The sequence below is a fragment of the Vibrio sp. B4-6 genome (assembly GCF_963888245.1).
Taxonomy (GTDB): Bacteria; Pseudomonadota; Gammaproteobacteria; order Enterobacterales; family Vibrionaceae; genus Vibrio; species Vibrio anguillarum.
This window is the reverse complement of sequence record NZ_CAWPIM010000022.1, coordinates 353,992-368,538: the sequence shown is the minus strand read 5'-3', so window position 1 is coordinate 368,538 and position 14,547 is coordinate 353,992. Positions and strand designations below refer to the sequence as shown.

The window sequence follows — 14,547 nt, the reverse complement described above, 5'->3', positions numbered from 1 at the left end:
AAATCGCCGCTACAATAGCGACATGATTACTGAAACGATAAAACTGTGAAAGCATCTGAACTGAAACACATACTCGATTCACTACCCGATAACACCGATCCAGAATTGGTGATGGGTGAGGCTTGGTTGCCTGAACGTCTTATTGACACACAATTGGACGGCCATTTTCTGTTTCTGGAGTTTGATAATGCGCCCGAGGAAGGTGAAGGAGAGGAAGAAGGTCGCGGTTTTGTTGAACATGAGATTGCCATGATACGGCGACGCTTTGAAGAAATTTTGCTAGAAAAAGCGGACAATAAATCCAAAGCCGATGCCATGTTAGCGCTTTTCCTGATGGGGCATGAATACTCAAGTTCAGAAGTCATTGAAATACTAGAAGACCCTAGCGTTCCTCAAGATCCGAATGATTTTTATCACGAGAACGATGAAGGTGAATCTCGTGATATTTAGAATCTCACTTTATTCTGACTTGTGTTTTGCTCAATACGCCACTATTTAAACAATAATGACTCGAAATTTTCAGTAGGTTTTTTTATGTTTAATGCCATTACATCGCTATTCAAGCAACTCTTGGACGGAGAAGATTTAGGCCAGCGCTCCAACACTAACCCCAACCTAGCGATTGCTTGTTTGCTCAGAGAAGTGGCAGGAGCCGATCATCAAATTGACACTCGAGAAAATGACGCTAAGTTTCAATTAGTTAAACGACTATTAGCGTTAGATGATACAGAAACCACGGAACTGCTCATTCGGGCAGAACAAAGCGTCAAACAGTCAGCTTCATTGTATGATTTCACTTCACAATTACGCGAGCTCTCGCAAGATACGCGATATGAACTTATCAAGGCGATGTGGCAAGTGGCGCACGCGGACGGTGAGATAGACCCACTCGAAGAGGCGGTGATCCGCAAAGCGGCAGAATTATTGTATGTCGACCACAGTGAATTTATCCGCGCTAAACTTTCCGCTCAAAAATAGAGCGGATTACAACATCGTTAACGCCAATTTCGCAAGGTTGTAGGCATCAACATAAGCGGAGTGCTGCCGCCCTTCCCACTCAATACCTTGCGCTTCTTGTGCGGCGCGGTGACCAATACGTTTTTCTTTCATTCTCTGCTGAATACGGTAGAGCGTTGCTAGGTTGATGAACTCGCTAAAAGGCATAACGATCCCCTTCTGCTCACACTCTTTAGCTAAAATTTGGTCATCACGCCCCCACGAAACATAAATCTTGTTTGGGCCGCCAAAGTTCTTAACCATTGATTGAATGACACCTGCGAGTGGTCGCCCCTGTTTTTCAATTTTACGCGGAGTTATCCCGGTTAACTCACTACAAAACAGCGAAATTTCGTCTTGCTCTGGCCTGACATAATATTGAGCACGCTTCACAATCGTGCCCAACTGCACATCAATTTCAGCTAAACCCACTTCAATGATTTCACCCGTTGTCCCAACCCCATTTTCATTCCAGCAGCACATTTCTAAATCGAAGCAGACAACTCGGTTATAGTTCATTGTTCAGGCGTATCCTTTAAATATAAGTGGTCAAAGAACGTTATCTTACTCGACTCCTCTCAAAAACTCGACTCTCGCCCTTTCGTTCGGACAGTTATTGGGCGATTGAAACTCGGTTGCGACCATTTTCTTTGCTTTCGTATAACTTGCTGTCTGCCAAATGTAATAAAGACTCTTGATCATAAGTATGATTGATCGCCGCCCCAATACTGAGCGTGCAATACAGCACCTCATCCATGAACTCATATCCGGTTGATTCAACAGCCGCTCGTAACGTTTCTAAATAACACTGCAAAGGTTGAAGTTCTGACAATTCACAAATAATGCAAAATTCGTCCCCACCTAACCGAGCTAAAACATCATTATTTCCCATATGACGTGAAATAACCGTTGCGATATGTATTAGCATCTCATCGCCTGCAATGTGGCTATGCTTGTCATTAATCAGTTTAAAATCATCGACATCAAACATTACCAACGAAAAAGCTTTTTTCTGTAAGACGTTCTCTTGCAGTAAACGTCCGAATGCACGTCGGTTATACAACCCAGTCAAACTATCGTGGTCCGCTAAAAAGCGCAGTTCTTCAGTACGTTCTTCTAGCATCTCGCTAAGATGAAGTTTTTCTCTCATCAACAAATAGACAACATAACCTAACAAGATCGAAATAATTAAACCACCGACGCTGAGCGCCACTAAAATCCACTGTATGTTGCTCGCTATTGGTTCTGAGAACTTAAAATCAATTTTCCAATCACGGTTAGGCAGAGATAAGCGTTTCTCTATTTCTATGCCTTTAATAGAATCCCAATCTGGGCTTTGGAATAGAATCGGATCATCTTCGGCATCAAATCCGAGATCGGTTACTTTCATATACAATCGATGATCGGATGCCGTGCGGCTCACCAATCCATCAAAATAAGTAGAGAGTCGAATAACACCCACTACCACACCAATCATTTCCTGTTTGTTGTAGTTAAAAACGGGATGATATACCAATAATCCATCCTTTTTGTGGTGTGCTTCTATGCCATCTTGCAATAGGCGGACCTTATCGGATATAGCAGGTAGCCCCGTACTCTCAATATGTGCAGCAATTCTTTGAAAGCGAGGGCGTAGCGAATAGAAACCGAGCAATTCAAGGTTACTTTTGGTTTGAGGATAAATATCACTCAGAACATAAACGGGTTGTTCATTCTCTTCAGAAAATCCAATCACCTTTTGAGCCGCTTTAGGTACTGTAAATAACTCAAATTGAGGCAAACGATCCCTCATTAATGTTACAAATTCGTCAGCATCATCTTTTGTTACTTTCGCTAACCATTGCAAACCGATAAGGCTGTAGGATGTTGACATAACCCCATGGGCAAAAACGTCAAATCCTTGCACACTCCCCCCCTCGGTAGCATGCAAAAAATTGGCAGCCGAACCAATAAAACTGACATCATTTGCAACCAACGTGTCTAATATGCTTGCTTGATGCTCGGCGTGGCTATCAAACAACATGACAATATGATTCTTTTGATTAATGTAGAGTAATGAGATGACTGACGCTGTCATCATTAAGGTAATAATTGAAATACATAAAGGATAGATCACCTTTTTGTCGCTCTCGAACATAACAGCCTCTCCGTGGCTCAGGACTCAGGACTCAGGACTCAGGACTCAGGACTCAGGACTCAGGACTCAGGACTCAAATTACTCTTATAAAAGTAGGTAAATCAATAGCCAGTCACCAATTTATTAACCAATTAATCTTAAAGTTGAACCAGAATAGAGAATTAATGATTGATACTGCTCAAAACGCAAGCAATCACTTTAGCTTAAACGTGATGATGCGGACTTTCTATCCTGTATTCGCCTTGAATATGGTAAGCTGCGCCCCTATTTTTAAGTCTATTCACCGTAGGCTCACGAGAATTCCCACGCCTACTTCATTGTGTAAAGAGAATTGTGATGAACTTCGATTTAAATATGATCCCTACCACCTTTGATATGCTGCATGCTGGGCTCAGTGCATCAAGCCTTTTGCTACTTCTCATTGTGGTATCACGCAAATCAAAAGTCGTTGAGAAAGTTGTTGAAAAACCTGTCGAGAAAATTGTCGAAGTCGAAAAGCCGGTTGAAACGATTGTTGAAGTCGAAAAAATCGTAGAAGTAGAAAAAGTGATTGAGCGCGTAGTTGAAGTCGAATCTAAATTAGCGACAGCGCCAACCGATTCCGCCCTACAACTTTTGTCGTTAATGCAGCAAGAAGCTCGTCTGATTGACTTCTTAAATGAAGATGTCACCGCTTTTTCGGATGAAGAAGTCGGAGCCGCGGCGCGCGTGATCCACGCCGGTGGTAAAAAAGTCCTACAAGATTACATTCAGCTCACGCCCATTCGTGGCGAAGATGAAGAGAGCCGAATTACCATTGAAGCCGGTTTCAACCCGCAAGAAGTTCGCTTAACGGGTAATGTAACGGGTTCAGCACCCTTTAATGGCACCTTAGTCCATAAAGGCTGGAAAGCAACAGCTATCACTTTGCCTAAATTGGCTGAACAGTATGATGCTTCAATCATCGCCCCTGCCGAGGTTGAATTGTAATGGAACAGACAGCGCCAAAATTTAGTATTGGTATTGACTTAGGCACAACACATTGCGTGCTCTCTTATGTTGATACTCAGGATGAAAACGCTCGCGTTTCAGTAATGAGCATCCCTCAACTTACCGCGCCCGGTACGGTTGAAAGCCGTCATCAATTAGGCTCGTTTTTATACCAGCCTCATGAACATGAGATGAGCCCTGCCGCACGCGTTTTGCCTTGGTCGGCCGAGCCAAAAGCTTTAGTCGGTGCCATTGCGCGCAACCTTGGCAGTAAGACACCGATTCGTTTAGTCGCCAGTGCCAAATCATGGCTATGTCATGGTGGCGTCAATCGACGTGATGCATTTTTACCCGTGGGTAGCAGCGATGAAGTGGAAAAGATCTCGCCATTAAAAACCACTGAGTGCTATCTAGAGCATTTAAAAAGCGCTTGGGATCACGCTCACCCTGACTTCCCCTTAGCTACACAAGATGTCACGTTAACAGTACCCGCTTCATTTGATCCAGCCGCCCGAGATTTAACCGCTGAAGCAGCACGCAACGTTGGTTTTGAGCAATTAACGCTGCTTGAAGAGCCACAAGCGGCTTTATACAGTTGGATAGATAATAGCCACGATGTGTGGCGCGATGAAGTCAAGGTGGGTGACATTGTTCTCGTGGTTGATATTGGTGGGGGAACCACTGATTTATCCTTAGTGGAAGTGACTGAAGACGCTGGTAACTTAACGCTCAATCGGATTGCGGTTGGTGAGCACATCTTACTCGGCGGCGACAACATGGACCTTGCCCTTGCTTACCGTTTAAAAATGAAATTGGCGCAAGAAGGTAAAGAATTAGCACCTTGGCAAGTACAAGCGATGACGCACGCTTGCCGAGATGCCAAAGAGGCGCTTCTTAATGACAGTGCCCTACATTCCGTACCGATTGTGGTACCAAGTCGCGGTTCAAAACTGCTCGGTACAACGCTTAAAACCGAATTGACTCAACAAGAAGTGCAACAAACCTTGGTCGATGGTTTTTTCCCACAAGTGAATATCACTGATCATCCCGTACAAAAAGCACGTGGCGCATTAACGCAAATGGGCCTTCCCTACGCGCAAGACGCTGGAATTACCCGCCATATCGCCGCGTTCTTGGCAAAACAAGCCCATGCAATGGGTGGCGAAATATCCGCTCTGGAAACATCCGCTCTGAATGATAATCCATTTGCTGGCATGCCCGGTATGGGCGAAGCTCCGGAGATGGATTTTATCAAACCGACCGCCATCTTACTAAACGGTGGCGTGTTAAAATCCGATTTATTAGCAAACCGTCTTCTCAGCACTATTAATGCTTGGTTGAGCACTGTGGGAGCACCACAGATGAAGCGCTTAACAGGCTTAGACCTTGATTTAGCCGTCGCATGTGGCGCAGCGTATTACGGCGCAGTTCGTCGTGGACAAGGTGTGCGTATTCGCGGTGGCATTGCCTCGAGTTATTACGTCGGTATTGAAAGTGCTATGCCTGCCATTCCGGGGATCGCACCACCGATGGAAGCCTTGTGCGTCGCTCCATTTGGCATGGAAGAAGGAACCAGTGTCCGCGTACCAAGCCAAGAGTTTGGATTGGTCATTGGTGAGCCTGTGCATTTTCAATTCTTTGGTTCAACAATACGCCGCGATGACGAAGCTGGCATGCACTTAGATTATTGGGCTCCAGAAGAACTTGTAGAGCTGCCCGAGCTCCACGTCACCTTGCCTGTTTCTGAAGGACGTCGACAAGGCGAAGTCGTGCCGGTTCACTTAGCCTCAACGATCACAGAACTCGGGACACTTCACTTAGAAGCCATTGCGACCGACAACGGCCAAACATGGCACGTTGAGTTCGATGTGCGTAAAGATCCTCAAGTCACTCAATAATCCCCACACGGCATCTTCGGATGCCGTTTTTGAAATTCAGGAGCCTCCATGTCTTCTCCTCGCTTTCTCGTCGGTATCGATTTAGGCACCACCAATACTGTGGTGGCATTTTGTGAAATCACCGAATCGTTAGAAGACTCACCCGTGCATCTTTTTGAGGTCGACCAATTGATTGGCCCCGGTGAAGTGGTTCGAAAACCACTCCTTCCGTCATTTCGTTATCACCCAGCCGACGGGCAGATCGCACCTGATGCCCTATCGCTCCCTTGGCAAATTGAACCGGTTATGGGCGATAACAAAGAGGTAATTATTGGCCAATGGGCAAGAGATTTAGGTGCAAAAGTAGAAGGGCGACAAGTATCCAGCGCGAAAAGTTGGCTCTCCCATCAAGGGGTTGATCGCAAGCAAGCCATCTTACCGTGGGCAGGCGCTCACGATGTGGCGAAAGTTTCCCCTGTGATTGCCAGCGCCAGTTATCTCAATCACATCCGGCAAGCATGGAACTACCGTCATCCAAGTCATCGACTTGAAGATCAAAATGTCATTATCACCGTACCGGCATCATTTGATGAAACGGCTCGTAAGCTCACCATCGAAGCTGCAACACTGGCTGGCTTAAGCTCAATTGTACTACTTGAAGAGCCACAAGCCGTTTGCTATGACTGGTACGCACGTCACCGCCATTGTGCCTCACAGCAACTACAGTCACTCCCTTTGATCTTGGTTTGTGATGTGGGCGGAGGTACGACAGACCTCAGTTTAATTGAAGCGAAACACAGCGCAGACAACCAACTCTCCCTTGACCGAATTGGCGTGGGTGATCACTTAATGCTCGGAGGTGACAACCTTGATTTAGCATTAGCTCATCTAGCTGAGCAACGCTTTGACGGTTCGAAAAAATTAACCGCCGCCAGTTTGAGCAAACTAATTCAGCAAACTCGCCAAGTCAAAGAGCAGCTCCTATCAAACCAAGCCCCAGAGCAGCTAAAAATTACGCTCCTTGGCAGTGGTTCAAAGCTATTAGGCGCAGCAAAAAGCATTTCCCTGACGAAACAAGAGGTACATGAGATTGCACTGGAAGGCTTTTTCCCACTTTGCTCGGTACAAGAACGTCCAAATAAACGCCGCAGTGCAGTGGTGGAATTTGGTTTGCCCTACGCAGCCGACCCTGCCGTGAGTAAACACATTGCTGAATTTTTAGCTGAACACCAAGCCGTTTCTCGCCTTGCGCTCAAGCAAGAGTCAAACGCAACGGCCATTCCAGTTGGATTACTACTTAATGGCGGCGTATTTAATAGTGAGCTTATCACAAAGCGCATCACTCAATTATTGACCGATTGGCGAGGTTCACCGATCACCCTGCTTGATAATCCTCATCCTGATTGGGCAGTCGCACTCGGTGCTGTTGCCTATGGTAAAGCTCGCCAAGGTGCACAGCTTAAAATCGGCGGCGGATCGGCACGCTCCTATTTTTTACACCTGCCTGAAAAAAACAGTGCGGGACATGCTCTGTGTGTCTTGGCTAAAGGCACCGAAGAAGGACAAGAGATACGCTTAACCAGCCGCCGATTTTCACTGACGTTAGGTGAACCAGTACGCTTCAACATCCTGACCTCAACCCACGATATGTTTGCTGATCGCCGCGTTCAAAATGGTCTGCTATTGGCTGTTGAACATGAGCTTTTTACGCCACTGCCTCCTTATATAACGGCGTTAAAAGGAAATGATGATGCTCTATTGCATGCTAACCAAAAGCAACGAGTGGAAGTTCAACTGGCTTGTCAATTAACTGAAGTCGGCACGCTCAAGATTGAATGTGTCAGTGTTGAGGACGAAAAAAACCGATGGCAACTTGAGTTTGAAGTTCGCAAGCACAGTGAGTCAGACAGTGAAATCCAACGTCATCCTCGCTTGTCAGAGGCGATTTCGCTCATCACACACCTCTATAGTGGCAATAAAAAAGCCTCTGATAACCAAGCCATAAAAACGCTTGGCAAAGATTTAGATAAGCTTTTAGGGCCACGTGATGAATGGGATTTCGCCACGCTACGACCGCTCTTTGATGCATTTTCTCAAGGCCGTAAACGTCGACGTCGCTCAGAGCAACACGAGAAAAACTGGTTGCGTCTGGCTGGATTTGCCCTGCGACCAGGATTTGGCGATCCAACTGATCCTTGGCGTATGGAACAGATGTGGAATCTGTATCAACAAGGTATTCAATTCCAAAATCATCAAGGCTGGAGCGATTGGTGGGTATTTTGGCGGCGTGTTGCTGGCGGACTGAGGCAGGAGCAACAAGAAACGATTCTAGCGGATATCGCTAAGTATCTTCACCCTAGCGCAATCAAAAATCCAAAATCAGCTCAAGAAGCGCACGACAAAGGGTACGAAGCCATGGTACGGCTTGCCGCTTCGCTGGAACATCTAGAAGTGGAAGATAAAGTATTACTTGCCACGTGGTTTTTGAACAAAGCGATTAATCAAACTCAATGTGAACAAGCACACTGGTGGGCCGTTGGGCGGTTAGCCTCTCGGACGCTACTGTATGGTAGTCAACATTCAGTCATCCCAAGAGCGCAAGTGGAACAATGGTTACCGAAGTTGCTTGATCAAAACTGGCAAAAAGAACCGATGATTGCCTTTGCCGCGGTAATGATGTGTCGCAAGACAGGAGATCGTCTTTTTGATATTAGCGATGATGTTCGTCAGCTCGTTTTAGCCAAGATAAAGCAGAGTAAGGTTCCAGAAACTTGGTTTACTTTGGTTAATGAAGTGCATGACCTGTCTGACACCGAATCCAAACGTGTCTTCGGTGATACTCTGCCAAGTGGGTTGATACTGCTTAAAAAATGAATCGACCTAATTTGACCACTCTCGTTGCTATGATGACGAGAGCGGTCAAAGATAACGCTGAATGTAGATTACAATTTCCTAAAAATCACTTCGCAATCCGTTTGCTGCATGTATTTTGGCGCAGGATAATTCCAAAACGCTTCACGAAAAGCTTGTTTGGCCAATTCTGGAATATGCTCTGGCATTACCCCCTGTAACTGTGTAGGTATATGCAGTGTGTGATTGAGCTCTTTCACATACCCAATGAAGGCGTCCGCTTTCATTGAATCGGTCAAATGTGGATCGGTTATTTTGAGTACGTCAGCCAGTTTAGCCAGCTTATCTTTCGCCGCCTCTTTGGAGTATTCCAATACATGTGGCAACACAACCGCATTCGCTAAGCCATGCGGGAAATGGTATTTCGCCCCAACCGCATGGGCGATGGCATGTGTATACCCTAAACTGGCTTTGGTAAAAGCAAGTCCAGCGTAATAAGAGGCCAGTGCCATGTTTTGTCTCGCCGTCAAATTTTGGCCAAAGAACGCCGCTTTTTCCAAGTTATCGTGGATCAGTTTAACCGCAGCGATAGCATAGCGATCAGTCTCTGGCGTAGCATTACGCGATATAAAGGCTTCCACTGCATGCGTGAGTGCATCCAACCCCGTTTGCGCAGTAATATGAGTAGGCAGGGCCATCATCAGCATCGGATCTAACGCTGCAATAAGTGGCACAAGTTTCGGGTCAGTAATCGGTGTTTTTTGCTGAGTTTGAGGGTCAGAAACCACCGCAATGACGGTCACTTCAGAGCCCGTACCTGCCGTTGTTGGGATCACAAACAGCGGCGCAGGTGTTTTCCATACTTTTAACAACCCCACTAAACGTTTGATCGACTTGCGGTTAGTAGCACAAGCGGCGATCACTTTTGCACAATCGATTGAAGAACCGCCACCAATAGCGACAACGCCTTGGCACTTCTCCAATCGATACTGATGGAGGCCGGCTTCAACTTGATCATAAGTAGGATCAGGCAATACATGGTTAAACACCACACAACTGACACCAACGCGCTCAAACTCAAAGGTCAGTTTTTTTACATAACCAAGCTTTTCAATGCCTTGGTCTGTTACGACAAGCACGCGTTCAATACCCATCAAAGAAACCGAATAACAGAGTTGCTTGAGCGATTCTTTACCAATAAACAAGGTTGGCTTGGAGATGGGCAGAATCGCTGCGGCCAATTTGAGCACTTTCATGTATAGCTTATGCTGCCACTGCTGGTACTTGATCTCCATGATTGGTCTCGAGTTGTGAAGTTCTATTAGCTAGACTAGGCAATACAACGAGTTATCTCTACCTAGAAAGTCAAATTTTGTAAGATAAGGCAAATAATCGCTGTTCATTATTAGATTTAACGCCAACTTAAGCTCGCATTTTAATGCAAACCTTGTAAAATCCACCTCGCTCACTTTTTATACTTATAATTGAAATCATTAGCTGAGTACTCTGCACATAATTTTATGTGTCATAAAATAATCGACACGTCGTTTGGCTTTCGTCTTTGAGGTACATTCCCTGCACTCAAATGGCATTCAAAAATTGTATTTTATTCAACCAATTACTGTAGAAGTCATGAACGAAGATAAGTTTACCAATGTCTATCGCTTGCCTGGTTCATTGCAAATTCGCATAGCCACATGGCAGCAAACCTTTAAAGGCACTTCTGATTTAGTGCTTCATCAAGTATTAACCGCTAGAAATAATCAGTATAAACAGGCTGACTTTTGGCCTAAGGGCTGGTGTGTGAATCTGTTTGATGAGAGCGATATTTCCATTACGCAGCACGGTACCTACATTCAAACCAGTATGCGAACGATGATTGATCGCAAAATCTCGTATAAGCGCGTTTATCTCTCTCGACTACCTTTAGAAAAAGCCGAGCCCGCCTTGCTTCGCTTTAAGAAAGAGTGGATCCGGAACTACAATAATGTCGCCCAAGAGTATAACAAGAGGAAAAAAAAAGAGTTTATGGCCTTTGCCAGAGAAGAGGTCGAAACACTTTATCCTGCCATTCCTAAAGAACCTTTTGATAAAGCGCTATGGAACCGTTTAGTGGTTTCGATTGTTGGTCACGCTAATAAATTCAACAATCCTTACTTTGTTAAACATGCTGATTTTTAACGTAATAAAATTTAGCGTAATAAAAAAGCCTGAGTGGTTTCACTCAGGCTTTTTTGTCAGACATCGCAAATGCAAAGCACTGGCTGAATAACGTAGAATAGAAGAGCAATTAAGCGTAATTGGCATCCACTAATTCACCAGCAACAACTTTGCTTACTTCAGCACGATTTTCTAACCATTTTACAACCAACGCTTTATCTTCTTCTGTTGCTGAACGGTAGCGATCGGCTGCGCATACAAAGCCGTCAAAGATCTCTAATCCACCACCACCGAAACAAAGGCCGATGCTATCAACGTAATCAATAAACTCATCAACGAAGAGATCGTATTGTTCAAAGTCTTTGATAGACGTTGTACAGCTAACTTCAAAACCGAGGATCGCAAATTCACCTAAAAACAGTTTCTTACGGATACGGCGGTTTTTATTTTCTAGCTTGTCGATTTTCATCATATTTTCTCTCTCTGTTTGAATGCGGCATTTATACACCTTTCAGCACCATTTCCAAAATGATTCTTTATATAAACCGCCACAAGCGGACACTTTCACAACAAATTGTTTCAAGATGTGCCAAGACAAAACAAGTTAAAACAAGCCGCTCGTCAAGCTTAGTGACGTCAAATTAAAGTCAAGAAAATCATAATTATTGACTGCTTCGCAACTTAATCTAAAAACTTCGCACAACTTTTGAGCCTGCCACCCATGCACATTTTTATTTCATAGTGCATGGTTAAATCAGCTCATTTAGCCCTTGTAAATCGTATTTTTTGAGGTGGATTTATGTTTGATTTAAACGGTGAATGGCGATTGAGCTCACCCGAGTATCCCGATATCCAAATCGCGATGACACTGCCCGGCGACCAGTATCATGCATTACTGCAAGCGGGTTTGATCCCTCATCCCTATTATGCATCCAATGAGTCTCAGGTTCAGTGGGCTGGTTTATGTCATTGGGTATTAACAAAAGCGATCACTTTAAATGCGGCAGACCTTCAGTGCCCAAACCACTTACTGGAGCTGAATAAGGTCGATACGTTTGCTGATCTATGGATCAACGGACAGAAGGTTTTACAGTGCCATAATGCTTTTCAAACCTATACCGTTAATATTCGCCCTTATCTGCAAATTGGTGTAAATCATTTTGAATGGCGATTTGAACCTGCCGCTTCGGTAGCCAAGCAAAGAGCCGATGAGCTGCCCTTTCCCATTCCGTGGGCGCAAGGGAATAATCAACTTCCTCACATGAACACCGTGCGAAAACCTCAATGCCACAGTGGTTGGGATTGGGGTATATGCCTTGCTGTTTGTGGTATTTTTGCACCAATGCAATTAAAAACGGTACAAGAATATTCACTGCTGGGTGTGGATATTGAACAAGTTTGGCATGCTTTAACACACGTTACGCTGCACGTGAGAATACGGCATAGCGAATCACTCTCCACACCCATCACACTTACTTTTGGCGATCAAACTATTACGATCGATAGTGAGGCATTTTGCAACCAAAGCAGTGTGGATATTGATGTTCACCATCCGCATCTCTGGTGGCCAAACGGTTACGGTGCCCCTTATTTATACACACTGTCTATTACCATGGCACAGCAGCAGATCAACCGCCAAGTTGGCTTAAGACGTCTCACGTTGCGCACTGAGCAAGATTCCATCGGCAGTGAAATGACCTTTACCGTGAATGAGGTCTCGATATCAGTGAAGGGCGCGAATTGGATACCAATGGACGCCATGCCAAGCAAAGTCAATTTTTCCCGTTATCAACAGCTGCTACGAGCCACACAAGAAGCTCACATGAATATGATTCGTGTGTGGGGAGGGGGTGATTATGAACACGATCATTTCTATCAACTTTGCGACCAACTCGGATTATTAGTCTGGCAAGATCTGATGTTTTCCTGTGCACAATACCCTTCAACACCGAGTTTCTTAGAAGAGGTAAAGCAAGAAGTCACACAACAAATACAACGTTTGAAGCACCATGCTTGTCTTGCCATTTGGTGTGGTGATAATGAGGTGATTGGTTCATTAACTTGGTATCCAGAATCTCGAGAAAACCGTGAAAAATACTTAGTCAATTACGACCGACTCAATCGTTTTTTAGAAATCCTCGTCAATGAACAAGATCCAAATCGCCGTTTTTGGGCAAGCTCACCTTGCAATGGTGAGTTAGATTTTGGTGACGCTTGGCATGATGATAATAAAGGTGACATGCATTTTTGGGATGTGTGGCATTCAGGTAAATCCTTTGACGTTTACCATTCAATATCCCCACGATTTTGTTCAGAATTCGGTTATCAGTCTTGGCCTTCATTTAGTGAAGTGAAGCAGATTATCCCAGAAAGCGACTGGAATATCAGTGCGCCTCATTTTGAACATCACCAAAAGAATGCTCGTGGTAATAGCATCATCACCGAAATGTTTACTCGCTATTTCCGTTTCCCGAATGGCTTCCAGCAGATGCTTTATTTGAGCCAAGTTCAGCAAGCCATGGCAATTAAAACGGCTGTCGAAGCGTGGCGGGCAACCTCACCGATTTGCCGTGGCATATTATATTGGCAACTCAATGACAACTGGCCCGTCGCGTCTTGGTCAAGCATTGAGTATTCTGGACGCTGGAAACAATTACATTATCACGCCAAACGGTTTTATAACCCGCTTTTGGCCTGTTTTTCTGAAGATGAGAAACACCTATCACTGAGAGCCATTAATGATGCGCCCGGTGAGCAATACCTTGTGGGTGACATATATTGGTTTGGATGGGAAGGAGAATTGCGAAAGCATTGGTCAATCAATGAACGACTGCCCCAAGAGAGTAACCAAATCGTGTGGCAACACACAATAAAGGATTTCACACCAGAAAAAGGAGCGATCTACTTTGTCAGTACGGATGGCCAGCGGGATAATTTTTGGCTGCCGGATGTACCCAAACGCTTGCCCTTAAAATCGGCCCGCATATTGTGTGAATATCGTGCGGGCAGTCTCTGTTTGACCACTGACCGACCTGCACTTTACGTTCACCTAGAACATGACAACGTACTACAATTTTCTGACTCCAGCTTCTTTTTGCTCCCCAACCAAATGCGGACAATCGCCTTTAGATCAGACGATAAATCTCACTTAAACTGTACTATTTATCAACTGGCTGAATGAACTGAGCCGAATAAAGACAAACGCTCAGCCTTAAGGAAGGAAACGAAAAAGAGCTGCGCATCAAGCAGCTCTTTGCAAGCTAAACCATTTTTACTAATGCATGTTCAACATTGGCTCATGTCGAACACTGACTAATGTTGAACACCAGATGGGTTTTCACCAAATTCAGTCTGTTGATAAATATCTGCAAGGGTTTTTGCACGTTTTGCTGCCTTGCGTCGTTTCGTTGGTTCAAAGTATTGCTCGACCTGCTTCAATGTCTCTTCATGGTCTTGCGCGGATTGGACAAAGTCTGGGTTGGCTAACGCTTCTTGGCGAAGGCGGTTAACTCGTTCTAGCGTTTCCCACAACATATTTCACCTCCAACTTCACTGTGC

General features: G+C 44.9%; 12 protein-coding genes. 7 read left to right on the top strand and 5 right to left on the bottom strand.

Features of this window, described 5'->3' with window-relative positions:
- The first annotated feature begins 45 nt into the window (after window positions 1-45).
- Both AACV20_RS08390 and AACV20_RS08385 read left to right on the top strand, forming a co-directional pair.
- Window positions 46-450 carry a hypothetical protein gene (locus AACV20_RS08390; RefSeq protein WP_010319280.1) on the top strand — a complete coding sequence of 135 codons (405 nt, stop codon included), beginning with the start codon at window positions 46-48 and terminating at the stop codon, window positions 448-450.
- 84 nt (window positions 451-534) lie between these two features.
- Complete coding sequence (locus tag AACV20_RS08385; RefSeq protein WP_026027231.1) at window positions 535-978, top strand: tellurite resistance TerB family protein; 444 nt, start codon at window positions 535-537, stop codon at window positions 976-978.
- Window positions 979-984: 6 nt separating this feature from the next.
- Here AACV20_RS08385 and AACV20_RS08380 read toward each other — a convergent pair whose 3' ends face one another.
- Complete coding sequence (locus tag AACV20_RS08380) at window positions 985-1,515, bottom strand: 3'-5' exonuclease (RefSeq protein WP_013856806.1); 531 nt, start codon at window positions 1,513-1,515, stop codon at window positions 985-987.
- Between the two features lie 94 nt (window positions 1,516-1,609).
- Window positions 1,610-3,133, bottom strand: a complete 1,524-nt coding sequence (locus tag AACV20_RS08375; protein ID WP_170907125.1) for a sensor domain-containing diguanylate cyclase — start codon at window positions 3,131-3,133, stop codon at window positions 1,610-1,612.
- A 336-nt stretch (window positions 3,134-3,469) separates the two neighbouring features.
- Between AACV20_RS08375 and AACV20_RS08370 the strand changes: the two genes are divergently transcribed.
- The 3 genes from AACV20_RS08370 to AACV20_RS08360 are packed head-to-tail and all read left to right on the top strand — an operon-like array spanning window position 3,470 to window position 8,853.
- On the top strand, window positions 3,470-4,102 hold the full coding sequence (locus AACV20_RS08370; RefSeq protein ID WP_026028849.1) for a DUF2760 domain-containing protein: 633 nt from the start codon (window positions 3,470-3,472) through the stop codon (window positions 4,100-4,102).
- A complete protein-coding gene (locus AACV20_RS08365; protein ID WP_170907124.1) occupies window positions 4,102-6,000 on the top strand; it encodes an Hsp70 family protein in 1,899 nt (632 codons plus the stop codon). The genes AACV20_RS08370 and AACV20_RS08365 overlap by 1 nt, the downstream gene beginning before the upstream one ends.
- Before the next feature lie 48 nt (window positions 6,001-6,048).
- Window positions 6,049-8,853 (top strand): Hsp70 family protein, encoded by a 2,805-nt coding sequence (locus AACV20_RS08360; RefSeq protein WP_170907123.1) that lies wholly within the window; start codon window positions 6,049-6,051, stop codon window positions 8,851-8,853.
- 68 nt (window positions 8,854-8,921) lie between these two features.
- Here the strand turns inward: AACV20_RS08360 and AACV20_RS08355 are convergent, their stop codons facing one another.
- Complete coding sequence (locus AACV20_RS08355; protein WP_017047595.1) at window positions 8,922-10,124, bottom strand: iron-containing alcohol dehydrogenase; 1,203 nt, start codon at window positions 10,122-10,124, stop codon at window positions 8,922-8,924.
- 253 nt (window positions 10,125-10,377) lie between these two features.
- Here AACV20_RS08355 and AACV20_RS08350 point away from each other — a divergent pair, with 253 nt between their 5' ends.
- Complete coding sequence (locus tag AACV20_RS08350; RefSeq protein WP_013856799.1) at window positions 10,378-11,010, top strand: MSHA operon transcriptional regulator; 633 nt, start codon at window positions 10,378-10,380, stop codon at window positions 11,008-11,010.
- Window positions 11,011-11,119: 109 nt separating this feature from the next.
- Here the strand turns inward: AACV20_RS08350 and AACV20_RS08345 are convergent, their stop codons facing one another.
- Window positions 11,120-11,458, bottom strand: coding sequence for a YggL 50S ribosome-binding family protein (locus AACV20_RS08345; protein ID WP_010319363.1), 339 nt, complete (start codon window positions 11,456-11,458; stop codon window positions 11,120-11,122).
- Between the two features lie 330 nt (window positions 11,459-11,788).
- Between AACV20_RS08345 and AACV20_RS08340 the strand changes: the two genes are divergently transcribed.
- Window positions 11,789-14,170, top strand: a complete 2,382-nt coding sequence (locus AACV20_RS08340; RefSeq protein ID WP_170907122.1) for a glycoside hydrolase family 2 protein — start codon at window positions 11,789-11,791, stop codon at window positions 14,168-14,170.
- A gap of 131 nt (window positions 14,171-14,301) precedes the next feature.
- Here AACV20_RS08340 and AACV20_RS08335 read toward each other — a convergent pair whose 3' ends face one another.
- Window positions 14,302-14,523 carry a hypothetical protein gene (locus tag AACV20_RS08335; protein WP_010319365.1) on the bottom strand — a complete coding sequence of 74 codons (222 nt, stop codon included), beginning with the start codon at window positions 14,521-14,523 and terminating at the stop codon, window positions 14,302-14,304.
- Window positions 14,524-14,547: the final 24 nt, after the last annotated feature.

Coding starts and splice junctions, on each gene's coding strand:
- AACV20_RS08385 (WP_026027231.1), top strand. CDS start 535: ATGTTTAATGCCATTACATCGCTATTCAAGCAACTCTTGGACGGAGAA.
- AACV20_RS08380 (WP_013856806.1), bottom strand. CDS start 1,515: ATGAACTATAACCGAGTTGTCTGCTTCGATTTAGAAATGTGCTGCTGG.
- AACV20_RS08375 (WP_170907125.1), bottom strand. CDS start 3,133: ATGTTCGAGAGCGACAAAAAGGTGATCTATCCTTTATGTATTTCAATT.
- AACV20_RS08370 (WP_026028849.1), top strand. CDS start 3,470: ATGAACTTCGATTTAAATATGATCCCTACCACCTTTGATATGCTGCAT.
- AACV20_RS08365 (WP_170907124.1), top strand. CDS start 4,102: ATGGAACAGACAGCGCCAAAATTTAGTATTGGTATTGACTTAGGCACA.
- AACV20_RS08360 (WP_170907123.1), top strand. CDS start 6,049: ATGTCTTCTCCTCGCTTTCTCGTCGGTATCGATTTAGGCACCACCAAT.
- AACV20_RS08355 (WP_017047595.1), bottom strand. CDS start 10,124: ATGGAGATCAAGTACCAGCAGTGGCAGCATAAGCTATACATGAAAGTG.
- AACV20_RS08345 (WP_010319363.1), bottom strand. CDS start 11,458: ATGAAAATCGACAAGCTAGAAAATAAAAACCGCCGTATCCGTAAGAAA.
- AACV20_RS08340 (WP_170907122.1), top strand. CDS start 11,789: ATGTTTGATTTAAACGGTGAATGGCGATTGAGCTCACCCGAGTATCCC.
- AACV20_RS08335 (WP_010319365.1), bottom strand. CDS start 14,523: ATGTTGTGGGAAACGCTAGAACGAGTTAACCGCCTTCGCCAAGAAGCG.